At 69.3% G+C, this 22,564-nt stretch carries 19 protein-coding genes, 1 pseudogene and 1 riboswitch; of the genes and pseudogenes, 8 read left to right on the top strand and 12 right to left on the bottom strand.

All coding sequences use genetic code 11. From position 1 onward, the window contains the following. A pseudogene (locus tag OPU70_RS08445) lies at nt 1–682 on the bottom strand (L,D-transpeptidase family protein); the annotation flags it as partial. 96 nt (nt 683–778) lie between these two features. After that, nucleotides 779–1,186 (bottom strand): RidA family protein, encoded by a 408-nt coding sequence (locus OPU70_RS08440; protein WP_042539310.1) that lies wholly within the window; start codon nt 1,184–1,186, stop codon nt 779–781. 25 nt (nt 1,187–1,211) lie between these two features. Between OPU70_RS08440 and OPU70_RS08435 the strand changes: the two genes are divergently transcribed. The 5 genes from OPU70_RS08435 to nagB all read left to right on the top strand — a co-directional run bounded on the left by OPU70_RS08435 (nt 1,212) and on the right by nagB (nt 8,737). After that, entirely contained in the window at nt 1,212–2,429 is a 1,218-nt protein-coding gene (locus OPU70_RS08435) for an alanine racemase (protein WP_082041063.1), read from the top strand. After that, nucleotides 2,420–5,674: a family 20 glycosylhydrolase gene (locus OPU70_RS08430; protein WP_498557520.1), complete on the top strand. Its 3,255-nt coding sequence runs from the start codon at nt 2,420–2,422 to the stop codon at nt 5,672–5,674. The genes OPU70_RS08435 and OPU70_RS08430 overlap by 10 nt, the downstream gene beginning before the upstream one ends. Nucleotides 5,675–5,753: 79 nt before the next feature. Continuing rightward, on the top strand, nt 5,754–6,941 hold the full coding sequence (locus OPU70_RS08425) for an ROK family transcriptional regulator (protein WP_042539314.1): 1,188 nt from the start codon (nt 5,754–5,756) through the stop codon (nt 6,939–6,941). A gap of 58 nt (nt 6,942–6,999) precedes the next feature. Continuing rightward, on the top strand, nt 7,000–7,965 hold the full coding sequence (locus OPU70_RS08420; RefSeq protein ID WP_079112412.1) for an ROK family protein: 966 nt from the start codon (nt 7,000–7,002) through the stop codon (nt 7,963–7,965). Further along, on the top strand, nt 7,958–8,737 hold the full coding sequence (gene nagB, locus OPU70_RS08415; RefSeq protein ID WP_498557519.1) for a glucosamine-6-phosphate deaminase: 780 nt from the start codon (nt 7,958–7,960) through the stop codon (nt 8,735–8,737). Before OPU70_RS08420 ends, nagB begins: the two co-directional genes overlap by 8 nt. A 12-nt stretch (nt 8,738–8,749) precedes the next feature. On the opposite strand, the gene OPU70_RS08410 is transcribed toward nagB, so the two are convergent. The 6 genes from OPU70_RS08410 to OPU70_RS08385 all read right to left on the bottom strand — a co-directional run bounded on the left by OPU70_RS08410 (nt 8,750) and on the right by OPU70_RS08385 (nt 16,327). Next, nucleotides 8,750–9,157 carry an NUDIX hydrolase gene (locus OPU70_RS08410; protein ID WP_042539321.1) on the bottom strand — a complete coding sequence of 136 codons (408 nt, stop codon included), beginning with the start codon at nt 9,155–9,157 and terminating at the stop codon, nt 8,750–8,752. Continuing rightward, nucleotides 9,150–10,514: an FAD-binding oxidoreductase gene (locus OPU70_RS08405; protein ID WP_042539323.1), complete on the bottom strand. Its 1,365-nt coding sequence runs from the start codon at nt 10,512–10,514 to the stop codon at nt 9,150–9,152. Before OPU70_RS08405 ends, OPU70_RS08410 begins: the two co-directional genes overlap by 8 nt. Next, entirely contained in the window at nt 10,511–10,882 is a 372-nt protein-coding gene (locus tag OPU70_RS08400; protein ID WP_309686663.1) for a YrdB family protein, read from the bottom strand. The genes OPU70_RS08405 and OPU70_RS08400 overlap by 4 nt, the downstream gene beginning before the upstream one ends. A 30-nt stretch (nt 10,883–10,912) precedes the next feature. Beyond that, nucleotides 10,913–13,138 carry a sigma-70 family RNA polymerase sigma factor gene (locus OPU70_RS08395; protein ID WP_498557518.1) on the bottom strand — a complete coding sequence of 742 codons (2,226 nt, stop codon included), beginning with the start codon at nt 13,136–13,138 and terminating at the stop codon, nt 10,913–10,915. Between the two features lie 526 nt (nt 13,139–13,664). Continuing rightward, on the bottom strand, nt 13,665–14,831 hold the full coding sequence (gene nagA, locus OPU70_RS08390; RefSeq protein ID WP_498557517.1) for an N-acetylglucosamine-6-phosphate deacetylase: 1,167 nt from the start codon (nt 14,829–14,831) through the stop codon (nt 13,665–13,667). Beyond that, nucleotides 14,828–16,327, bottom strand: coding sequence for a beta-N-acetylhexosaminidase (locus OPU70_RS08385; protein ID WP_498557516.1), 1,500 nt, complete (start codon nt 16,325–16,327; stop codon nt 14,828–14,830). Before OPU70_RS08385 ends, nagA begins: the two co-directional genes overlap by 4 nt. Nucleotides 16,328–16,397: 70 nt before the next feature. Continuing rightward, a riboswitch (ZMP/ZTP riboswitch) is annotated at nt 16,398–16,482 on the top strand. A 36-nt stretch (nt 16,483–16,518) separates the two neighbouring features. Between OPU70_RS08385 and glyA the strand changes: the two genes are divergently transcribed. Then, the gene (glyA, locus tag OPU70_RS08380) at nt 16,519–17,793 is read left to right on the top strand and encodes a serine hydroxymethyltransferase (protein WP_079112418.1); all 1,275 of its coding nucleotides are present in this window, start codon (nt 16,519–16,521) and stop codon (nt 17,791–17,793) included. Beyond that, complete coding sequence (locus OPU70_RS08375; protein ID WP_079112419.1) at nt 17,790–18,668, top strand: bifunctional methylenetetrahydrofolate dehydrogenase/methenyltetrahydrofolate cyclohydrolase; 879 nt, start codon at nt 17,790–17,792, stop codon at nt 18,666–18,668. Before glyA ends, OPU70_RS08375 begins: the two co-directional genes overlap by 4 nt. Before the next feature lie 137 nt (nt 18,669–18,805). Here OPU70_RS08375 and OPU70_RS08370 read toward each other — a convergent pair whose 3' ends face one another. Beyond that, nucleotides 18,806–19,384, bottom strand: coding sequence for a hypothetical protein (locus OPU70_RS08370; protein ID WP_309686679.1), 579 nt, complete (start codon nt 19,382–19,384; stop codon nt 18,806–18,808). Nucleotides 19,385–19,439: 55 nt separating this feature from the next. After that, on the bottom strand, nt 19,440–20,000 hold the full coding sequence (locus tag OPU70_RS08365; protein ID WP_475123506.1) for a WHG domain-containing protein: 561 nt from the start codon (nt 19,998–20,000) through the stop codon (nt 19,440–19,442). 66 nt (nt 20,001–20,066) lie between these two features. Between OPU70_RS08365 and OPU70_RS08360 the strand changes: the two genes are divergently transcribed. Next, nucleotides 20,067–20,543 carry a monooxygenase family protein gene (locus OPU70_RS08360; RefSeq protein ID WP_475123507.1) on the top strand — a complete coding sequence of 159 codons (477 nt, stop codon included), beginning with the start codon at nt 20,067–20,069 and terminating at the stop codon, nt 20,541–20,543. Between the two features lie 20 nt (nt 20,544–20,563). Here OPU70_RS08360 and OPU70_RS08355 read toward each other — a convergent pair whose 3' ends face one another. Beyond that, on the bottom strand, nt 20,564–21,286 hold the full coding sequence (locus OPU70_RS08355) for a DUF6882 domain-containing protein (RefSeq protein ID WP_475435496.1): 723 nt from the start codon (nt 21,284–21,286) through the stop codon (nt 20,564–20,566). A gap of 22 nt (nt 21,287–21,308) precedes the next feature. Beyond that, a complete protein-coding gene (locus OPU70_RS08350) occupies nt 21,309–22,556 on the bottom strand; it encodes an MFS transporter (RefSeq protein WP_079112422.1) in 1,248 nt (415 codons plus the stop codon). Nucleotides 22,557–22,564 lie beyond the last annotated feature (8 nt).

The raw sequence follows: 22,564 nt of genomic DNA, 5'->3' as shown, positions 1-22,564 counted from the left end.
CGATCGCGGCGGTGAGGCCGTCGACGTCGACGCCCGTGCCCGGTGCCGAAGGCGTGATCGCATAGCCTCCGCCCGCGGCGTCGAAGACGACGCCGGCATCGACCGGGTCCTCGAAGCTTGACGGCACTGCCTCGCGCAGCGCGGATTCCGCGGTGGCGGGGTCGAGAGTGATGTCCCCGGCGACGGGATCGCCCATCCATGCGGTGACGTTCCAGAGCGGACGCTCCGCGAAGGCCGCGTCGGCGAGCGCGGTCGCATCGATCGCGGCACCGAGGTCGGCTCCTGTCAGGACGATGTCGTCACCGGCTCCGGTGAGAGTGACCTCGGTCTCGGCGACGTGAGCCTGGATGGTCTCTGCGGCGGCTCCGGGAGTGAGCCAGCCGACGGGGATTCCGGCGACAGTCGTGCCCGGGGCGATCAGGATCATCGATGCGGCGCCTGCGCCGAGGGCCAGGGCTCCCACGCCGAGGCCGATCCACAGGCCGAGACGCTTCTTCTTGGGAGCGGGCTCGTTCGGTGCCCAGGCGAGCTCCCGGTCGCCGCTGCTCGGCGGCTGGGAGTCGGTGGGAGCATTGCCGGAGTCGCCGGGCGCGCCGTTCTGCAGCTGGTCACCGGAGGCGGTCGCCTCGGTCAGCTTCTCGGTCTTCGCATCCTGCGCTGAGATCAGATCGGTCACGAACATCACCCCCCGGTTTCTCGCGTGTCTTTAGCAATATGCTACGCGATCGCGTATAACGGGGAGGCAACGGTCCGTGGACCTGTGGAGATCCCTCTCGCGTCAGTCGGTGACGACCGCGAGGCCGTCGATCTCGACGAGCATCTCCTCGCGCGGGAGACCGGTGAAGACGGTGGTGCGCGACGGCAGGACGCCGCTGGTCGTGTGCGCGGTCACGAAGGCGCCGTACGCGTCGTTCATGATGGCGAAGTCCTCGCGCTTGGTCAGGTAGACGCGCAGCATCACGACATCGTCGAACGTCGCGCCCGAGGCCTCGACGATCGCCTTGACGTTCTCGAGGGTGCGCGTGGTCTGAGCTGCGACATCGCCCGGGAAGAGATACTCGTTCGTCTGGGGATCGACGGGACCCTGACCGGAGACCTGCACGATCGGGCCCTTGCGGATGCCCTGCGAGAAGGTATGGGCGGGGGCGGGGGCGGCGTCGGTCGACACTCGGATCTTCGCGGTCATGAGGCCAGCCTAGTAGCCTTGTTAGATGCCTCTACAAATCCCGGATCCTGTTCTCGGCACCTGGGCGAAGGGTTTCCCCTCGCGATCCGCGGGGCTCCGACTCTCGGAGGTCGCCGGGGCGGGTCTGCACCTCTCCGACCTCGTCACTCCGGTCCTGACCGTGCATGAGGCCGCGCTCGCGCACAACGAGTCGACCGTCTTCGCGTGGGCGGAGCGACAGGGTGTGCTCCTCGCGCCGCATGGCAAGACGACGATGGCACCGGCGCTGTGGCAGCGACTTCTCGACGCGGGGGCGTGGGGCATCTCGGTCGCGACGCCGTGGCAGGCGGAGGTCGCCGTCGAGGCGGGGGTCTCCACCGTGCTCATCGCGAACTCGGTCACCGATGGCACGGCCGCACGCCATCTCGGCGAACTGCTCGCTGCGGATCGCGATCTGCGGATCCTGTGCTGGGCGGACTCCGTCGGCACCGTCGGCATCCTCGCAGACGCGCTCGAGGGCGCTGATCGCCCGCTCGACGTGCTCGTCGAACTCGGCGGCAGGGGTGGCCGCACCGGTGCCCGCAGCGTGGAGGAGGGCGAGCGCATCGCCCAGGCGATCCTCGAGGCACCCGGTCTACGGCTCGCCGGCGTCACGGGATACGAGGGTCCGTTCGGCCCCGACCGGGAAGACGCATCGGTCGCGGCGGTCGACGCCTATCTGTCGACGCTGGTCGAGCTGCATCGACGTCTCGCCTACCCGCCCGACGTCCGCCCCGTGCTCAGCGCAGGCGGCAGCGCTTTTCCCGACCGAGCCGCGGCGGTATTGGCCCCGCAGCGCGAGGATGCCGACATCGTGCTGCGCTCGGGGGCATTCCAGATCCACGACGACGGCTTCTACTCGCGCATGTCGCCGTTCGGCCCGCTGACATCGACGGAACCGCTGCGATCGGCGATGCATGCCTGGTCGCGCGTCGTCTCTCAGCCAGAGCACGGACTCGCACTCCTGGATGCGGGGCGTCGCGACGTGCCGTTCGACCTCGATCTGCCCGTGCCGCAGTCGGTCGAAGGACGGATCACCGCTCTCAATGATCAGCACGCGTTCCTCGACCTCGCAGACGGCGCGGATGTCGCCGTCGGCGACGTCGTGCGCCTCGGGTTGTCGCACCCGTGCACGGCCTTCGACAAGTGGCGAGTGGTGGCGATGATCGACGACCCGGACGCAGCGGATCCGCGTGTGATCGGAGCGGTGGCGACATGCTTCTGAGCGCCGAGAAGCCGGTGCGGGTCTACCGCGGTGCCACGGTGGTCGACGGCACCGGCGCCGAGCGGTACGTCGCCGATGTCGCGGTCGAGGGATCGCGCATCGTGGCGGTGATCCGCGAGGGCGACGAGAGGCGGCTGGAGCTGCCGGCGGATGCGGTCGAGATCGTCGCCACGGGGTCGGTCCTCGCGCCCGGTTTCATCGACATGCACGCGCACAGCGAGCTGGCCGTGCTGCGCGGAGCCGCGCACGACGCCAAGATCCTGCAGGGCGTCACGACGGAGGTGCTCGGCCAGGACGGACTCGGCTACGCGCCGCTCGACGATGCGGCAGCAGCAGTGATCCCCGCTCAGATCGCGGGCTGGAACGGCATGCCGTCCGCTGCCCCCTGGCGCTCGATGGGTGATCTGCTCACCGCGATCGACGAGGTGTCGGTGGCCAACGCCGCCGTCCTGGTGCCTCAGGGCAACCTGCGGATGATGGTGGTGGGCCACGAGAACCGCGCGGCGACCGGCGAGGAGATCGCGGAGATGTCCGGCATCCTCGGCGAGGCCCTCGACGCGGGAGCGTTCGGGATGTCGAGCGGGCTGACGTACACCCCCGGCATGTACGCCGACACCGCCGAGCTGGAGGCGCTCTGCCGCGTCGTCGCCGAGCGTGGCGGATACTGGGCGCCGCACACCCGAAGCTATGGCGGGGGAGCTCTCGACGCCTACCGTGAGGCGCTCGACATCGGTCGCCGCACGGGGTGCCCGATCCATCTGACGCACGCGACGATGAACTTCGCGCCGAATCGCGGACGCGCGGCGGAGCTGCTGGCACTCGTCGACGAGGCGCTCGACGACGGCGTCGACGTCACTCTCGACACGTACCCCTACCTTCCCGGCGCCACGACGCTGGCGGCGTTGCTTCCGAGCAGGCTCGCCGAGACAGGTGACCTGCTGGCGACCATCGCCGCCCTCGACGAGGCGGGTCGCGAGGCCGTGCGCGTCGAGCTCGAGGAGGTCGGCTGCGACGGATTCCATGGAGAACGCGCCGACTGGTCGGCGATCCAGATCTCCGGCACCTCCTCGCCCGACCTCGCAGACCTCGTCGGGCGCACCGTCGACGAGATCGCCGCATCGTCCGGCAGACGTGCCGTGGACGTCGTGCTGGACACGATCCTCGAAGACGGCGGTGCGACCGGCATCCTGATGCACATCGGAGACGAGGACAACGTCCGCGCGATCATGCGGCACCCGCGGCATTGCGGCGGCAGCGACGGGATCCTGATCGGGGCGCGACCGCACCCGCGGGGCCGGGGAACCTTCCCCCGCTATCTCGGGCACTATGTGCGCGAGCTCGGGGTCCTCTCCCTCGAACAGGCCGTTCGGCATCTGTCCGGCACGCCGGCGATGCGACTGGGCCTCGATCGGGGCGACGCACCACGAGGCCTGATCCGCGAAGGAGCGACGGCCGATCTGGTGCTGTTCGATCCCGAGACCATCTCGGCGGGGGCGACGTTCGATGAACCGCACCGCGCGCCGGTGGGGATCGACGAGGTGCTCGTCGGCGGTGTGCCCGTGGTGGTGGCGGGTCGCGCGTCCGGCGCGACGCCGGGTCGCGCTCTGACCATGACTCCTGCGCCCCATCGTGCGCCCGTCCCGAACATCCGCTCGGTGATCGACCCGGCTGCTGCCCCTTTCGACTGGACCTCTCGCACACCGGTCACGGCTCCCGACGCGCTCGCCGTCAGCGCGACCCGTCTCGGCGGCCTTCGCGCGGCTCCGGACTCGCCCGCCGCGATCACCCTCCGCATCGACGAGTCGCTCTCGGACGAGCCGTTCGCCCGAGAGCGCGTGGGCGCAGAAGCCTTCCGGGTGACCGTCGCCGCCCACGGGATCCAGGTCTCGGGTGCCAGCCCCGCAGGAGTGTTCCGAGGTGTCACCCTGCTGCGGCAGCTGCGCGAACCGGGCGCTGATCGTGCACGGGTGCCCGCGGGGGTCTGGGAGTCCGCGCCCGCCTACGCCTGGCGGGGAGTGATGCTCGACGTCGCGCGGCACTTCCGCCCCGTCGAGGATCTCGAGCGACTGGTCGATCTGATGGCCGACCACCACCTCACGCACCTGCATCTGCACCTCACCGACGACCAGGGATGGCGCTTCGAGGTGCCGGGGTTCCCGCGTCTGACCGAAGTGGGCGGTCGCCGCGAGGAGACGCAGCGGGGACATGGTCCTCACGCGACGGTCGAGGCCGGTGTGCACGAGGGGCACTACTCGGATGCCGAGCTGCGCCGCCTTGTCGCCTACGCCGCCCAGAGATTCGTGACGGTCGTGCCCGAGGTCGAGCTGCCGGGGCATATCCAGGCGGGTCTCGCCGCCTATCCCGAGCTGGGCAACACCGACGTCGGCGAGCCTGTCGTCGTGCCGTGGTCGCGCTTCGGCGTGAATCCTCGGACGCTCGCCCCGACGGACGAGGCTCTCGCCTTCGGGCGGGCGGCGATCGACGCGCTGTGCGATCTCTTCGATTCTCCGTGGATCGGCATCGGCGGTGACGAGGTTCCGGTGACCGAGTGGGCGCAGAGCGCCGCTGCGCGCGAGCGGATGCGCGAGCTCGGTCTCGCGACTCCGCACGATGTGCAGCCGTGGTTCACGGATCAGTTCGTGGCGCACGTCCGCAGCCGCGGACGCACCGCCCTCGCCTGGGACGAGGTGCTCGAGGGCGACGTCCCCGAGGGAGTGCAGGTCCTCGCGTGGCGTGGCCCTGTCGCCATGCGGGAGGCGCTGCGGCGCGGCATCCCTGTGATCGCGTGCCCCGACCTCGAGGTGTATCTCGACTACCCGCAGTCGGAGTCGGGGGAGGAGCCGATCAGGGTCGGACCGCCGCTGCCGATCGAGCGCGCGTATGCGCTGCGCGTCGAGGACGGCGCGTCCGGAGGGCAGGCCAACGTGTGGACCGAGCACCTCCCGACGAGAGACCGTGTCGACTTCGCGATGTTCCCCCGTCTCGCGGCGATCGCCGAGCGACTGTGGGACGGCGGCGAACCTCCCCCGTACGAGGGGTTCGCCCGCAGGCTTCCGACCCACCTCAGACGCCTCGCGGAGTCGGGGGTGCGGTATCGTCCTCTCGACGGTCCGACACCGACGCAGAGGCGTCCTGGAGTACCGGGGAAGCCCCTCACTCGTGAGGCTCGGCAGGAGATCGTGGCCGGGCTCGTGGAGCGCCTGTCCGGGTCCTACGGCACCGCCGACGGGGTACTCTCGGCATAATGTAACGTTTCCGTAACCCTCGCTGTGCTACATGAGGCAGGGGTTGCGAAATTTTTGTTCGTAAGGTCTACTAACAAACATGTCCGTATCGGATGGATCGCGTCCTTCGACGTCGCCAGATTACGTCGCCGCGAGCGCACACGCCTTCGGCCCCGGGCGCCACCTGCGCTCTCGATCGAAGGTGCTCCCGGAGCACGCTCGCGGCCACAACCGCGCTCTCGTTCTGCAGACTCTCTACCACTCGGGCGCGATGAGTCGTGCGGACCTCTCACGAGAGACCGGCCTGACCCGAGTCACCATCTCGGACCTCGTCGCCGAGTTCATCGCCGACGGCATCGTCGTCGAGATGGGAGTGCGCGAGACGGTCGGACCGGGCAAGCCTCCGATCCTCATCGACATCGACCGCGTCGGTCACCAGATCATCGGACTCGATCTCTCGGGCCCCCATGCGTTCGTGGGCGCGCTGCTCAGTCTCGACGGCGACGTGCTCGAGCGCCGCGAAGTGCCACGGCCCGAGAGCGCAGACGGCGACGCCGCCTACGCCGCCACCCTCGAGCTGGCGCGCGCGCTCGCCGAGACGGCGACACAGCCCATCCTCGGCGTCGGAATCGGCAGCCCGGGTGTCGTGCGCCCAGACGGCGTCGTGCTCAGCTCGCCGAACCTGGGGTGGAGCAACCTGCCTCTCGAGGCGAAGCTCGGCATCGATCTCGACCTGCCGGTGCTCGTGCGCAATGACGCCAACGCCGCCGTGCTCGCCGAATACACGTTCGGCGAGGCGAAGGCCGACTTCATGCTCATCAAGATCGGTCGAGGAGTCGGAGCAGGGGTCATCACCGGCAGCCAGCCGCTTCTCGGCAGCCGCTTCGCTGCAGGCGAGATCGGGCACGTCGTCGTCGGCACAGACGGCGGTCCCCGCTGTGCGTGCGGCAAGGACGGCTGTCTCGAAGCCTGGTTGAGCGAGACGCGACTGCGCCCGGCCATCGCGGCCGCTCCCGAGTCACGTGACGAGATCCTCCGCGACGCCGGAACACGCATGGGCATCGCGATAGCCCCGATCGTGGCGGCCCTGGATCTGTCCGAAGTCGTGCTCTCAGGCCCGGAGGATCTGCTCGACGGCGTGCTGATCGACGCCGCGGTCGAGACCCTGCACGCACGCACGCTCGAGGGCGTCTTCGAGGATGCGCTCATCCGACGCACGCATCAGGAGGACATCGTTCTGCGCGGCGCTGCCGTGATGGTGCTCTCCAGCCAGCTGGGCGTCTCGTGAGCTGCACCTGCGGACGCGACCGCAGCCTCGACACGAAGACGAGCAGGAGCGCCATCCGATGACGGGTGCGATCCCCGTCGGCCTGTCCGGTCGACCCGTTCGAGTGGGCCTGGACGTCGGCGGAACCAAGATCGATGCCGTGGCCGTGTCGCCCGACGGAGACATCCTGGCGCGCCTGCGTCGTCCGACCGGATGGGGCGAGGAGGCGGTCGTGGTCAGCATCATCGACGCCGTCGACGCGCTCGCCGTCGACGGAGGGTTCGCCCGTTCCGCCGTCGAATCGGTGGGCGTCGGCATCCCCGGGCTCGTCGACGCGGACACCGGCAGAGTCCTGCATGCCGTGAACCTCGGTGTCGAGTCGCTGGATCTCGCCGGTCTCGCCGGTCGACAGCTGGGGATCCCGGTGCGGGTCGAGAACGATGTGAAGGCGGCCGCGCTCGGTGCTGCGGTGCTGCGCGGCGTCGACGGCTCGATGGCCTATCTCAACCTCGGCACGGGTGTCGCTGCCGGCATCGTCATCGACGGCACGATCTGGCGTGGCGCGCGGGGGACCGCCGGCGAGGTCGGACACCTCTCGGTCGACCCGAACGGACGGCTCTGCGGCTGCGGGCAGCGCGGATGCATCGAGACCTTCTGCGGCGGTGGCGCGCTCGCCCGTGCCTGGGATCGACCGGGGGCGTTGCCGGTGCGCGACATCCTCGACGCGGCCGAGGCGGGCGATGAGCGCGCCGCCGGTCTGCGCGCCGACCTGTTCCACGGCGCAGCGGCGGCGGTCAGGGCCCTCGTGCTCTCCGCAGACGTCGAACGTGTGATCATCGGCGGCGGCCTCACCTCGCTCGGAGAGAGACTCTTCGCGGGCGTCCGCAGAGCCCTCCAGACCGGCGCCGAGGCTTCGCCCTTCATGCGCTCGCTGCACCTGGATGACAGGATCGAACTGCTCCCTGCCGGCTCTCCCGCCGCGGCCTTCGGGGCAGCGGTCGTCGGCGCAACCACCCCCTCCAAGGAGATCGTTTCCCATGGCTGAAGTCGTCATCGTCGAGAACGCAGAAGCAGCGGGCGCACTGGTCGCCGCCGAGATCGTCGAGTTGATCGACGGGCGTCCGGATGCCGTGCTCGGCCTCGCCACCGGTTCGACGCCCCTTCCCGTCTACAAGGCCCTGCGTGAGAAGCTCGCGGGTCGCGATGTCTCGCAGGTGCGCGGTTTCGCGCTGGACGAGTACGTGGGACTCGACCCGGCTCATCCCGAGAGCTACCGCTCGGTCATCACCCGCGAGGTCGTGGAGCCCCTCGGGCTGGACCCGCGCCGGATCCACGTGCCCAACGGCGCACAGGAGACGATCCAGCACGCGGGCGACGACTACGAGACCGCCATCGAGGCAGCCGGAGGAGTCGACCTGCAGATCCTCGGCATCGGCACCGACGGACACATCGGATTCAACGAGCCGGGGTCGTCATTCGCCTCGCGGACACGCGTCAAGACACTCACCGTGCAGACGCGCGAAGACAACGCGCGCTTCTTCGACTCGATCGACGACGTGCCGAAGCACTGCATCACGCAGGGTCTGGGAACGATCCTTCGTGCGCGTCACCTCGTGCTGCTCGCCTTCGGCGAGGGCAAGGCTCAGGCGGTCGCGGACGCCGTCGAGGGGCCGCTGTCGGCCATCCTCCCCGGTTCGGCAATCCAACTGCATCCGCACGCCACCGTCGTGGTCGACGAAGCCGCCGCGTCGCGCCTCAAGCTCTCCGACTACTACCGCTACACCTACGCCAACAAGCCGAGCTGGCAGGGCATCTGATCCGATCGGCCCTCAGGCCCGCGTCGCGGGCCACGCGAGCGGCAGCAGGTGCTCGACGCTGAGCGGCGCGAGCGGCAGCGTCTCGGCGTCGGCGGGGGTGATCCACCGCAGCTCGGCGAGCTCGGCCTGCACCACCACCTCGGCGGCGGCGATGGACACCGAGAACGCTTCGGCCACGACCCGGTGACCCGGCTCGTTCGCCGCCTCGGAGACGAACGTGCCGAGGGGCTCGAGGTCGGCCTCGTCGAGTCGCAGGCCGAGCTCTTCGTGCAATTCGCGGATCAGCGTCTGCGACGGCGTCTCGCCGGGCTCCGGTTTGCCGCCGGGCTGCATGAAGCGCGTCGTGCCCTGCTTGCGGACCACCAGCACCCGGCCGGTGTCGTCGACGATGACCGCCGCGCTGACGTGGATGTCAGGCATCGGGTGCGAACACCTTGCCGGGGTTGAGGATGCCGAGCGGGTCGAACACCCGGGTGATCTGACGCTGCAGCTCCCACTGGTCGTCTCCGAGCTCGTCGGCCAGCCAGCGGCTCTTCAGGGTTCCGATCCCGTGCTCGCCGGTCAGCGTGCCACCGAGGGCGATCGCGGCCCGGAACAGCTCGTCTGCGGCGGCCCAGACCTCAGCGGGTGGCTCGGCGCCCTCGAAGATGAAGTTCGGGTGCAGGTTTCCGTCTCCCGCGTGCGCCACCGTGGGGATGGTCATCGAGTAGGCCTTCTCGATACGGGCGATCTCGTCGAACATCGCGGGCATCGCACTGCGCGGCACCGACACGTCCTCGATGAGGGTCGTGCCGAGAGCGGACATCGCAGGGTGCATGGCGCGACGTATCGCCAGCAGGCGCTCGCCTTCGTCGCGGTCGTGCGAGACCTGAGTCACACCGCGGTGAGAAGTCAGGATCTCGGCGATCGTCGTCGCCTCGGCGACGGCGGCCGGGCCATCCGTCTGGATCGTCAGCTGCGCGCTTCCGGCGGCGGGGGAGGGCAGCTCCAGCAGGGCGGCGACAGCCGCGAGGCTCGCCGAGTCCATCAGCTCCATGATCGCCGGCTGCACACCGGACGCGGTGACCGCGGCGGATGCGGATGCCGCTGTGCGCACGTCGGGGAAGATCGCCGTCACCGTGCAGGTGGTTCCCTCGACGAGTCGGCGCAGCTTCAGCGTGGCGCCGACGACCACGCCGAGAGTGCCTTCCGAGCCGATCACGAGCGAGGTGAGGTCGAGCCCCGTCACGCCCTTGACGCTGCGGTGACCGAGGCGCATCAGGCGGCCGTCCGCGAGCACCAGGTCTACCCCGAGGACGGCGTCCTTCACGACGCCGTACTTCGCGCAGAGCAGCCCGCCTGCTCCAGTGGCGATGTTGCCGCCGACGGTCGAGATCGCCCGGCTGGCGGGGTCGGGGGCCCACCAGAGTCCGTGCTCTGCGAGGACGTCGTTGAGGTCGGAGTTGAGGATGCCGGGTTCGACGACGGCGAGCAGGTCATCGGCGCGGATCTCGCGGATCGCGGTCATACGGCGGGTGGAGAGCACGATCTCTCCCTCGCCGCCGTTCGCGGCACCGGCGAGACCGGTGCCGGCCCCGCGCACCACGACGGGCGTGGCCGTGCGGGTGGCTATGCGCATCACGGTCTGGACGTGTTCGACGGTCTCGGCATGCACGACCGCGAGGGGCTGACCTGGCGCTGCGTGCCCTGACCGGTCGGCGCGGGCTTCTTCGAGGATCGCGGCATCGGTGTCGACGATGTCGCCGAGTGCGGCGACGAGCTGGTCGAGAGCGCTCATCGGATGCGACGCCGCCCGCTCACCACTCCGGCGCCGACTGCGACCACGGCGAATGCGGTGCCGATGATCGGCTGATCCATCAGCCACCACGCGATCGTGACCCCGACGTAGATCAACAGCTCGACGACGACCCGCAGGAACGGGTGCAGGCGCAGCACGGGACGCGGGGAGAGGAAGAGAGCCCAGACCAGGATCACGACGAGGGGAGCACCGATGCCGATGACGACGTTCCACGGGAACGGCCACAGGGCGAATCCCCACAGCGCGAGCGTGCCCACGGCGACGATCAGGACCACCGATCGGACGATGTCGAGGGCGGTGATGTTCGGGCGGTCGACGCCGGGGACGGAGGCGGGATCCTGGGACATGGATCCAGTCTATTCGCCGCAGATGGCGGGTCAGAGCGCGGGGACGGCCTCGTCTGCGGCGGGGACGGCCTCATCGACTGCGGGTGCAGTCTCGTCGACGGGAGCGGTCTCTTCTTCGACCGCCGGCTCGGCCGGAGGAGCCGTCTCCACCGGAGCGGAGGGCTCGACGGGCGCGACCGGTTCGGGAGCCGGAGTCTCGGGAGCGAGCTCCGCGTCGGGAGCCTCGACGGGAGCTGCGGGGGCGGCCTCGTCGGGTGCAGCGGGGGCGGCCTCGTCCGTCGGCTCCGGTGCAGGCACGACCGTGTCGTCCGGGGTCGGGACCGCCGGCGCGTCCTCGACGGGATCTTCGGCTGGCGCACCGCAGGCAGGCGCGAGCAGGACGGATTCGAGGGTCACCCCGAGCGCCGAGAGGCTGGTGGTGACCGGCAGGACCGGACCGGCCTCTGTCGCATAGTGGATCTCGACGGTCGCGCCGAGGAAGATCTGCACGAGTCCGGGTCGCAGCTCGACCGTGCCGGTTCCGGCGTCACTCAGCGATGTACTGTCGGCACCACCGTGACTGCCACCGAGCAGGGCCTCGATGTCGGCGCCCGCTTCACCGGACACGTTCAGGGTCACATAGGTGATGGCTCGAGCGTCGAGACACATCTCGGCGAGGCTGACCACGATCGGGGTCGTCGGGACCGCCGGTTCGCCAGGGTTCTCTTCTCCGGGGGTTTCGCCGCCGGGGTTCTCTTCTCCGGGGGTTTCGCCGCCGGGGTTTTCTTCTCCGGGGGTTTCGCCGCCGGGGTTTTCTTCTCCGGGGGTTTCGCCGCCGGGGTTCTCTTCTCCGGGGGTTTCGCCGCCGGGGTTCTCTTCTCCGGGGGTTTCGCCGCCGGGGTTCTCTTCACCGGGAGTCTCTTCTCCGGGGACATCCTCTTCCGGAGCCGGCTTCGATGTCTCGACCGGAGCCGACGGCGCGACGATAGCGGGCGCGATGTCCTCGGCTGGCTCAGGGGTGACGGGCGCCTCGACCGGCGGCGTGACCGGTTCGGGTTCGGTCTCCGCATCGTCGACGATCGGCGTCTTCTCGTCGGACATCGATTCGTCGGGTCCGACATCGGCACTGATCGACGAGGAGTCGCTGTCGCCGGCACTGGGCAGCGATGCCGCTGGTGACGCGCCGGTGAGGCTCGGGATGATGGTGGCAGCCGCTACGACACCCGCGACCACGAGAGCGGCTGAGCCAGCGCCCACGAGCGCGCCGACACCGCTGAAGATGCCGCCGCTGGTCGCACCACCGGCTCCGCCGCCTGCTGCACCGCCGCCTGCTGCCCCGCCGCCTGCTGCACCGCCACCGCCCGTCGTGCCGCCGCCTGCTGCACCGCTCGAGGGCGCCGCTGTCGCGCCTCCCGCGACGACGACCGCGCCCTCGGTGATTCCCGAAGGCATGGCCGCGAGCGCGACGATCGGGGTGCCGCCGCCCTGCAGCGTGGCGAGATAACCTGCGGAACCCGTGATGCCGAGGACGAGCGGGAGCAGCACGAGCGCCAGCCGCTTCGACACGTCCTTGGCCTCGGCGGCGACGATCATGCAGCGTGCGCACTCTTCGAGGTGCTGCTCGAGACGGTTGTGGTCTCGATTGCTGAGGTTGCCGCGCGAGTAGGCGCCCAGATGCTCGATGGTCCACTGGCAGTCGGAGCCCGCGGCTGCGCTGCGGAGATGGGCCTGGATCCATGCTTCGCGAAGCCCTTCGCGCGCGCGGAACGCGAGCTGCGAGACGGCGCCCGCCTTCATGCCGAGCAGGGTCGCCGCCTCCTGCGGCTTCATCTGCTCGATCTCGGTGTACCAGAGCACCTCCTGCCAACGGGAGGGAAGGCTGCGGAACGCCTGCGCGGTCAGGCTGCGATCGAGGGCCTCGTTGGCCGCCTGGTCGGTGCTGTCGGGGTCGGCCACGCTGTCGAGCTCGTCGATGGCCGACTCGCGGCGAGAGCGGCCCCAGGCCGCGGCGGTGTTGCGGATGCTCGTGAACAGATACGCGCGGAACGAGCCGTTGGGTCCGCCGCCCTTGACGATCGCCTGATAGATGCGGGTGTAGGACTCCTGCACGAGATCGTCCGGGTCGATCGACGACGTGATCGACCGGGCGACGGACATGCCGGAGGGGTAGTGCCGCCTCCAGAGTTCGCCGAAGGCCGCTGCGTCACCCGAGCGGGTGCGCAGGACGAGATCGGCGTCGGCGATCGTTTCCTCGTGCGAAGTGCTGTCCTGATCCATGTCATCCATCTGTCGTGGAGCGCGAGTGCGCCTCCACATGAAGAGACGCGTGAACCCCATTTTCATCACGCGCCGTCTCCCATTCTCTCTCCAATCTCCCAGGCTTGCCACCCCTTCCGAGAAACTGGCCGCGAACTGCCCGCCCCGATAAAGCCCTGGTCACGCCCAGATCGATCGATTCTTGAGAACAACCTCAAAAAAAGATCCGGGGAACCGCGTAATGAATCGGCATCGCCTTCGTCTCATCAGGTGAGACAGCCATGGGGCTCCACCGGGGGGCGGAGCTCAGGCGCTGGTGCAAGGGGTAAGTGCACCGGCATGGCGGGTCGGGCACCTCGGGGGAGGAGCGCTCGGCCCGCCAGCTCTCGCGCAGGGGAGGGAAATGTGACAGGGCCGCCGATCTGGGGAACGGCGGCCCTTCACCCACTTCGGCGGCGTGGCGGCAGAGCATCTCTGCACTTGGATTCGCTCGCGGCGTCGGACCGCGCGACATCGGGTCGCTCGGCATCACGCGCGCGACATCCGACTACGGGCGATCGCCCACCCACACGCGCACGACCTGCAGCTGCGCATCCATGAGCACGGCGTCACCGAGGTACCCGACCGCGAGGCGGCCGAGTCGGTCACCGTATCCGATGGCGGCCGCCGGAGTCTCCGTGAGTGCGCGCACGGCCTCCGTGAGCGGTGCCCCCGCAGCGACCGCCCGGCGCAGCGCGTCGTCCTGGGTGAGGGTCGATCCGGCGATCGAGCCGGTGTCGTCCGCGCGCGCTATGCCGTCTTCGACCGTGACGCTCACGGCGCCCAGGTCGTAGTGGCCGTCGGCACTGCCCGCGGCAGCCATGGCGTCGGTGACGAGCGCCACGCGGCCGGGTGCCGAGTCGAACACGAGCTTGATCACGTGCGGATCGAGGTGAACGCCGTCGGCGATCACCTCGAGCACCACGCGGCGGTCGCCGGCCGCGGCCAGCACCGGCCCTGGCGCGCGATGGTGGATGCCGGGCATGGCGTTGAATGCGTGTGTCAGCACGGTCGCGCCTGAGTCGAACGCGGCGACCGCTGTCTCGGCATCCGCGCTCGTGTGCCCCACCGCAGCGACAGCGCCGGCATCGACGATCAGCCGGATCGCGTCGAGGCCACCGGGCAGCTCGGGCGCGATCGTCACCTGCCGGATCGTGCCGCGGCCGGCATCGAGCAGTCGAGCGACATCGTCGCGCGCCGGAGCCAGCAGCAACGTCGGCTCATGTGCTCCGTGGTGCGCAGGGTCGAGGAACGGTCCCTCCAGATGCGAGCCGAGGATGTCGGCATCCGTCTCCATCAGGTCGGCGATCTCGGCGACGCGCTGCGCGAGGGCGTCGACCGGCGCCGTGACGAGCGAGATCACCGATCTCGTGGTGCCGTGCGAACGGTGCAGAGCACGAGCCTTGCGGATCGCCTCCGCGCCGTCGTCGAATGAGGCGCCCGCGCCGCCGTGGCAGTGGATGTCGATGAAGCCGGGCGTGAGCACGGCATCCGGTCCGGCGACGACGGTCGCATCGACGACCTCGTCTGCCCTGCTCCACGACTGTCCGGTTCCGACGGCGACGACCCGGCCGTCTTCGATCCGCACCCAGGAGTCTGCGACCTCGGCGCCGTGGTCGATCAGTCGGGCGGAGTGGATGATGAGCGATCCTGTCGCTGCGGAATCGGTGGTCATCGTTCGCTCCAGGGAATCTCGGCTGCGGGGTGGAAATCGACGCCTTCAGCCTTCCACAGCGGGGCCAGCCCGCCGAGCCGTTCGCGGAACGACTCCCAGTCGCGGCCGGACGCGCGCTGTGGCGACCAGGCGACCTCGGCGTGGGCGGCAGCCCGTGGGAACACGAGCTGCTCGACATCGCTGAGGCTGCGGGTCGTCTCGCTCCACAACGGAGCCTCGATGCCGAGGATCGCAGCCTCAGGCACGTCGAGCGCCGCGGTCGGTTCCCATTCGTAGGCCGTGCGGACGTCGATGATCGCGGCCCAGGTCAATCCGAGCGGGAAGTCCGCGGAGTACTTCATGTCGAGGTAGGCGACGTCGGCGGTCGACATGATGAGCGCGCCGCCGCGCTCGACGAAGTGCGCGGCCTCCGCGGCATGCGATCCCTCGGGCGTGGTCTTGCCCCAGTACTGGCCGATCGTGCCCTCGGCGATGTCCTTCGCCGCGCCGACCTCGTGCCACGCCAGGGGGATCTTGCCCTCCTCGAAGACGATCGCGGTCGCGCGCTCGACGAAGTGATCGAAATCGGCCTGCGGGGTGCCGAGCGACTCGTCTCCGCCGATGTGGATGAACGGACCGGGTGTCATCTCGGCGAGCTCCCGCACCACGTCGCGCACGAACTCGTACGTGCGCTCCTCGTGGATGCGGACGCTCGAGTGTCCGACGCCCCACCCGAGGTAGGGCTCGCCGGCCACGGGGAGCGGCTGACCGAGGCGCGCCGATTCGGCGATCAGGCTGTCGTTCATGACCGGGTCCTCGACGAGCCCGGGATACGCGACGCCGATGGCGTGCGTGTGGCCGGGAAGGTCGATCTCGGGGATGACGAGCATGTGCCGCTCGGCCGCGTAGGCCACGATCTCGCGATAGTCGTCCTTCGTGTAGAAACCTCCGGGATCGCCGAGCGATGCGGTCGATGACGCGAGTTCGGTGAGCTTGGGCCATGAGTCGATCTGGATGCGCCAGCCCTGGTCGTCGCTGAGGTGCAGGTGCAGATGGTTGAACTTCAGAGCGCTGGTGCTGTGGATGAACTTCTTGACCTCGGCGACGTCGAAGAAGTGCCGTGTCACGTCGAGCATCACGCCGCGCCGCTCGAATCGCGGCGCGTCCGTGATCTCGGCGCGCAGCAGCGCCCACCCCTCGTCGCCGTCTCGGAGCAGCTGCAGCAGAGTCTGCACCCCGTAGAAGAGTCCTGCCTCGTCGCCGCCGACGACCTCGACGGAGTCGGCGACCCTGAGCGTGTAGCCCTCGGGGGCGACGGCGGGGTCGACGCGAAGCACGATCGCCGAGGTCGGGTCTGTCGTGTCCGTGGAGTGGGAGAAGCGGATGCCGCTGCGCCGCTCTGCGGCATCGATCAGCTGCCGCGCGGCCGGCGAGTCGCCGATGACTCGCGTGTTCTCGGAGACGGGCCACCGACCGTCGCCGGCGACGGCGGAGGAGGGGAGGGGAACAAGGGGCATGGAATGGGGAAGGACCATGAACAAAACCTACCCTGCGCCGAGTCGGCAGCACAGGGAAATCCGCTATGCTTTCTCACGTCGCGACTGGCGTCTGGGTGGACTACCACCGGGGAGCGACTGACCACGGAATTCGACCGCGCGCCTGGGCCGATAGGTATACCCCTTCGAATCCGTCGTCAGAGGAGCAAGTCATGACCGATCGTTACTTCAACGCCCCGCTCGCCGAGGTCGACCCCGAGATCGCACAGGTTCTCGACCGCGAGCTGAAGCGTCAGCAGACGTTCCTCGAGATGATCGCATCCGAGAACTTCGTCCCCGTCTCTGTGCTTCAGGCGCAGGGTTCGGTGCTCACCAACAAGTACGCCGAGGGGTACCCCGGACGCCGCTACTACGGCGGCTGCGAAGAGGTCGACGTCGCCGAGTCGCTGGCGATCCAGCGTGCCAAGGACCTCTTCGGCTCGGAGTTCGCCAACGTCCAGCCGCACTCGGGAGCATCGGCCAACGCCGCCGTGCTGCACGCGATCGCCCGCCCCGGCGACACACTGCTCGGCCTCGCTCTCGACCAGGGCGGTCATCTGACGCACGGCATGAAGATCAACTTCTCGGGCCGCCTCTACGACATCGTCGCCTACGGAGTGGACCCCGAGACCTCGACGATCGACATGGACGAGGTGCGTCGCCTCGCGGTCGAGCACAAGCCCAAGGTCATCATCGCCGGGTGGTCGGCCTACCCCCGCACTCTCGACTTCGCCGCCTTCCGTGCGATCGCCGACGAGGTCGGCGCCCTGCTCTGGGTCGACATGGCGCACTTCGCCGGCCTCGTCGCCGCAGGCCTGCACCCGAACCCGGTGCCGCACGCACATGTCGTCTCCTCGACCGTGCACAAGACCATCGGCGGACCCCGTTCGGGCTTCATCCTGACGAACGACCCCGAGATCGCGAAGAAGATCAACACGGCAGTCTTCCCCGGACAGCAGGGCGGCCCGCTCATGCACGTGATCGCCGCCAAGGCGACCGCGTTCAAGCTCGCAGGCACCTCCGAGTTCAAGGAACGCCAGGAGCGCACGCTGCGCGGAGCAGCGATCCTCGCCGAGCGTCTGTCGCAGCAGGATGTGAAGGATGCCGGCATCGGAGTGCGCTCCGGCGGCACCGACGTGCACCTGGTGCTGGTCGACCTTCGTGAGGCGGAGATCGACGGTAAGCAGGCCGAAGACCTGCTGCACGACATCCACATCACGGTGAACCGCAACGCGGTGCCCAACGACCCTCGTCCGCCGATGGTCACCTCGGGCCTGCGCATCGGAACTCCGGCACTCGCGACCCGCGGTTTCGGCGACGCCGAGTTCACCGAGGTCGCCGATGTGATCGCTCTCGCGCTGCTGCCCGGGGCCGACGTCGAGGCGCTCCGTGCTCGTGTCGACGCGCTCGCCGCCGTCTTCCCGCTCTACCCGGACCTGCAGCAGTGACCGCGAAGATCCTCGACGGCAAGGCGGCGTCGGCCGCGATCAAGGCCGAGCTGACCGAGCGGGTCGCCGCGCTGAAGGCGAAGGGCATCGTCCCGGGCATCGCGACAGTGCTCGTCGGCGCCGACCCGGCATCCCAGCTCTACGTCGGCATGAAGCACCGTCAGTCCGAGGCGATCGGAATGAACTCGATCCAGCGCGAGCTGCCGGCCGACGCCACCCAGGCCGACGTCGAAGCGCTGATCGACGAGCTCAATGCCGACCCGGAGTGCCACGGGTACATCGTGCAGCTGCCGCTGCCGAAGCACATCGACACGGATGCGATCCTCGAGCGGATCGACCCCGCGAAGGATGCCGACGGTCTGCACCCGACCAACCTCGGCAGGCTCGTGCTCAACGTCAACAACCCGATCCACACCCCGCTGCCGTGCACGCCGCGCGGTGTGATCGAGCTGCTGCTGCGCAACGACTACGACCTCACGGGCAAGCACGTCGTGGTCGTCGGACGCGGGGTGACCATCGGTCGTTCGATCGGGTTGCTGCTGACGAGGCGTGACCTGAACGCGACGGTCACGCTCACGCACACCGGCACGGTCGACATGCCGCGCTACCTGCGGGAGGCCGATGTGATCGTCGCCGCAGCCGGCGTGAAGCACCTCATCCGCGCCGAGGACGTCAAGCCGGGAGCCGCCGTGCTCGACGTGGGGGTGACGCGCGAGGTCGACCCCGAGACGGGCAAGAACCTGGTCTTCGGAGACGTGCATCCCGATGTCGCGGAGGTCGCGGGCTGGGTCTCGCCCAACCCCGGCGGCGTCGGCCCGATGACGGTCGCGCTTCTCATGACCAACGTCGTGGAGGCGGCCGAGCGGCTCGTCTGAGTCGCTGGGCGGTCTCGGAGCTCCAGAAGATCGGAGCAGCCCCAGGACACCAGAGAGGTCACAGGGAATCCACCGATCCCTGCGACCTCTCTGCATACCTGCGAGGCGGCGCGGATGCCGAGGATCCGATAGGGCGGTCAACCCAGTTCGTCGAGCATCCGACGCTGTTCGGGGGTCAGCCCGTCGGAGAGTTCCGCGCGCGCGTCGGCGGTGGCGGGTGACTCCGCGGAGGGTGCCGTGGAAGCGGGCGCGGCGGTGGAGGCAGGCGCGGACCTCTTTCCGGAACCCGAGACCTTCGCCTGCACGACGTCGTACAGGTCACTCGCCTTCGCGCGGAGCCTGTCGTCGACCTGGTCGTAGATCATCCAGCCGAACAGCAGGAAGAGCGGGGGAAGCGCGTAGCTCCAGAATCCGGAGGCTCGGACGCCGCTCAGCCACACGACGGCCACCCAGATGATGAGCTCGACGAGGTAGACGAGGACGTACTGCACGACCTTCTCTCCGGTCTTCGTGCGGTCGGCGGCGGACTTGGCCGCGGCCTTGCGGAACGCGCCGGTGAGCAGCGGCTTCACGAAGAGCGCCGCAAGGGTGAGGACGACCGCGGCCCAGAGCGCGTTGAATCCGACCGAGACCCCGGCGGACAGCAGGCCGATGAGCAGCAGGACCGCCACGTTGAACACGTAGAGCGCGGCGAATCGGACGATTCCGTTCTTCATTTGACCAGAATTCCACACTCTCGGGTGCCGCGGCATCTCCGATGGCGCAGACGGATCAGCGTGCAGGAAAGGCGCGTTCGACCGCATCCACCACCGCGCCGTAGACCGAGTCCCACGGAACCAGCGGGGGAGTCACACCGGCGAGCTCGAGGCTCACAGCGCCGTGCACCTGTGCCCAGACGGTGAGGGCGGCGGTCGGGACGTCCGGCTCGTCGACGCGTGCCGCGAGTGCGCGCATCAGCGGAGCCATCGCCGTGCTCATGGTCGCCTCGTCGGGTCGGCAGTCCTCGGTCGCCACGCCCCCGCCGAACATCAGGCGGTAGAGCGCAGGGTTGGCCATCGCCCATGACCGATAGGCGAGTCCGAGCGCGCGCAGCCCCTCGGACTCGGCCGCAGCCTGCGCCTCACCGAACGACGCGAAGCCGTGCTCGATGACGGAGACGAGCAGCTCGGCCTTGCCACCGAACAGGGCGTAGACGGCCGAGGTCGACGTGCCGGCGTTCTGTGCGATATCGCGCAGGCTGATCCGCTCGGGCCCCTTGTCGTCGACCATCTCGGCTGTCGCGGCGAGCAGACGATCGCGCAGAGCGTCGTCATACAGAGGAGGTCTTGCCATGCGATCGATCCTATCGTAACGTTGTTGCATAACGCAGTTACATAACGACGTTCCAAGGAGTGGCTCATGGCTCAGCAGGTCTTCCCCGGTCGATTCACCGCCGCCCCCGACCGACCGGATGTCACGGTCTTCCTCATCGGGATGCGTGCCAACCGCTGGTGGCAGCTCGGCAAGGTGTGGTGGACCGCCAGCAAGATGCCGCCGATGCTGCAGCACCTCGCGACCCATCCGGATGCGGGGATGCTCGGTGCGCACAGCTGGTTCGGGCGCACGACGATCCTGCTGTCGTACTGGGAGAGTCCGGAGCACCTGCAGCGATTCGCGGCCGACCGCGATGCGCCGCATCTGCAGCCCTGGCGGGACTTCATGCGGACGCTGCAGGGCACGGGAAGCGTGGGCGTCTGGCATGAGACCTACCAGGTGCCCGTCGCCGACCTCGAGGCGGTGTACGTCGACATGCCGGCATTCGGGCTGGCGGCGGCCACGGCGCATGCGCCGGTCGGCTCCGGGACGAAGACAGCGCGCCAGCGACTGGGTCGCTGACGCGCTGTTCTCGCGGGGGGTCAGGCCTGCGGGTGCAGGCTGCTCTCGATGTTCGTGATGCGCGCCTGCTCGTCGAAGCGGAACGTCGCGGTTCCTGTCGCATCGGCGACCGTGGCGCCCGAGAAGGCCTCGTCGGCCCAGGTGAGGTTCCACCCGGCGAGGCGCGCGGCATCCCACACGGCCGTGCGGGCGTCGGGCAGAGCCACGGTCGAGAGGATGCGAGGGAGGACGATCGCGGCGGAGGCGACCGTGAGCGGCGGGAGCGGTGCATCGAGCAGGAACACCGCGTAGGTGCCACCGCCCACCGGAGCCAGGTAGTAGGGGGCGCGGCCGGTGAGCTCGACGGCCACCGTGCCGACGGTGTGGGCGGCGGCGGCGATCCACTCGGCGTCGCCCGCGGCGTCGGCGGGGAAGGGGAGCTCGGTCTCGCTCAGCTCGACGATGCCGTGCTGGACGCCGTAGTCGCGGAGCTGGGCTGCGACGCCGGCAGGGTCGCCCTGCGGGTGCGCCCACGCCCAGAGCAGCGATCGCGGCCCCGGAGCGATCGTCGCGACGAGGTGGGCGCGGGCGACGAGCTGGCGCGCGGAGTCGGCGTTCGACGTGAAGGTCAGCGTTCCGGCGGCCATGTCGGCATCCCAGCGGTTGTCGCCGAGGTCCTCGAGGGCGGTGGCCAGGGAATCCTGACGGAGGGCGGAGAACAGTGCAGCACGGTCTGCGAGCGGCTGGAGCGCGGCGAAGGTCATGCCCACAGTCTCGCCCGGATTGCTATGAATCCGCCAACTTCTCCTGTGCGGAGAGGGCACCTGCCGGCCGACCCATGCGCCACACGCTGGGCACGATCAGCGTTGCGACGGCGATCGACGCATAGAGGATCGCCGAGGTGACGAGCACCGTCTCGACGTCGCTGTGGGTGATCAGCCAGCCGTACACGAGAGTGCCGATCGGCATCACGACGTAGCTGCCGAGCATGTCGTAGCTCGAGACGCGCGAGAGCTTGTCTCCGGGGATGTTCTCCATCATCGCGAGATTCCAGCCGGTGCTGAAGAGCTCGACGCCGGCACCCGCGATGAACGCGGCGATCGCCAGGAGGACCACGGCCGGGTGCACCCCGAGAACGGTCAGGGGAATCGCGAACGCGGCCATGCCGATCATCCCGTAGCGCAGCGGTCGCTTCAGGGGCAGCCACATCAGGATGAGGGTCATCAGCAGGATGCCGACGCCTTCGGCGCTGACGACCCACCCCCAGCCCGCGATGCCGAGTCGCTCGTCGTTCTTCGCGATGTACGGGCCGACGACACCCCACGCCCCGATGTGGATCGCGTTCATCACCATGAACGCGATCACGATGACCCAGAGCCACGTGCGGCTCCAGAACTCCTGCCAGCCGACGCGGAGGTCGTGGAACATCGTGGTCCCGCCGCCGTGATCGGGTGGCGGCAGCCGCACCATCGCGAGAACGGGGATCGCGATGACCCATCCGATCGCCTGCACGACCATCGCCCAGGCGGGCCCTGCGGTGGCGACCACGATGCCCGCGATGATCGGCCCGCCGATCGTCGTCGCCGAGCGCACGAACGAGAGCATGGCGTTGGCCTGCTGCAGGTGCTCAGCAGAGGTCAGCTGCGGGATGATGCCCTGCATCGCCGGCAGCACGAACGCGGTCGATGCGCCGTTGACGACGGAGAGCAGCGCCAGCAGCGGAACCGTGGCCGTGCCGGTGAACAGCAGCGCGGCCATGACCCCGACCGTGATGATGTCGATGACGTAGCAGGACTGGATGATCAGCGCGCGCGGGAGCCGGTCGGCTATCACCCCGCCGAACAGCAGGAACACGATGTTGCTGACCGTGAAGGCAGCCAGCACGAGCGACAGCGATCGCGCATCGTTGTCGATCTCCAGCACCGCGAAGGCGAGAGCGATCGACGACATCGAGCCGGCGATCAGGGTGATGGCTCGGGCGAGGAAGAACCAGCGGAATCCGCGGTCCTGCATCGCGGCGAGGGCGCGGATCATGACGGCGC

Source organism: Microbacterium sp. SWDP-B6 (assembly GCF_059803615.1).
Note: the sequence above shows the minus strand (reverse complement) of the source record. Positions and strands in the feature narration are given on the sequence as shown.

Bases quoted from the DNA above. Each gene is read 5' to 3' on its own strand.
- OPU70_RS08440 (WP_042539310.1), bottom strand. From the start codon at position 1,186: ATGACCGCGAAGATCCGAGTGTCGACCGACGCCGCCCCCGCCCCCGCC.
- OPU70_RS08435 (WP_082041063.1), top strand. From the start codon at position 1,212: ATGCCTCTACAAATCCCGGATCCTGTTCTCGGCACCTGGGCGAAGGGT.
- OPU70_RS08430 (WP_498557520.1), top strand. From the start codon at position 2,420: ATGCTTCTGAGCGCCGAGAAGCCGGTGCGGGTCTACCGCGGTGCCACG.
- OPU70_RS08425 (WP_042539314.1), top strand. From the start codon at position 5,754: ATGTCCGTATCGGATGGATCGCGTCCTTCGACGTCGCCAGATTACGTC.
- OPU70_RS08420 (WP_079112412.1), top strand. From the start codon at position 7,000: ATGACGGGTGCGATCCCCGTCGGCCTGTCCGGTCGACCCGTTCGAGTG.
- nagB (WP_498557519.1), top strand. From the start codon at position 7,958: ATGGCTGAAGTCGTCATCGTCGAGAACGCAGAAGCAGCGGGCGCACTG.
- OPU70_RS08410 (WP_042539321.1), bottom strand. From the start codon at position 9,157: ATGCCTGACATCCACGTCAGCGCGGCGGTCATCGTCGACGACACCGGC.
- OPU70_RS08405 (WP_042539323.1), bottom strand. From the start codon at position 10,514: ATGAGCGCTCTCGACCAGCTCGTCGCCGCACTCGGCGACATCGTCGAC.
- OPU70_RS08400 (WP_309686663.1), bottom strand. From the start codon at position 10,882: ATGTCCCAGGATCCCGCCTCCGTCCCCGGCGTCGACCGCCCGAACATC.
- OPU70_RS08395 (WP_498557518.1), bottom strand. From the start codon at position 13,138: ATGGATCAGGACAGCACTTCGCACGAGGAAACGATCGCCGACGCCGAT.
- nagA (WP_498557517.1), bottom strand. From the start codon at position 14,831: ATGACCACCGATTCCGCAGCGACAGGATCGCTCATCATCCACTCCGCC.
- OPU70_RS08385 (WP_498557516.1), bottom strand. From the start codon at position 16,327: ATGCCCCTTGTTCCCCTCCCCTCCTCCGCCGTCGCCGGCGACGGTCGG.
- glyA (WP_079112418.1), top strand. From the start codon at position 16,519: ATGACCGATCGTTACTTCAACGCCCCGCTCGCCGAGGTCGACCCCGAG.
- OPU70_RS08370 (WP_309686679.1), bottom strand. From the start codon at position 19,384: ATGAAGAACGGAATCGTCCGATTCGCCGCGCTCTACGTGTTCAACGTG.
- OPU70_RS08365 (WP_475123506.1), bottom strand. From the start codon at position 20,000: ATGGCAAGACCTCCTCTGTATGACGACGCTCTGCGCGATCGTCTGCTC.
- OPU70_RS08360 (WP_475123507.1), top strand. From the start codon at position 20,067: ATGGCTCAGCAGGTCTTCCCCGGTCGATTCACCGCCGCCCCCGACCGA.
- OPU70_RS08355 (WP_475435496.1), bottom strand. From the start codon at position 21,286: ATGACCTTCGCCGCGCTCCAGCCGCTCGCAGACCGTGCTGCACTGTTC.
- OPU70_RS08350 (WP_079112422.1), bottom strand. From the start codon at position 22,556: ATGATCCGCGCCCTCGCCGCGATGCAGGACCGCGGATTCCGCTGGTTC.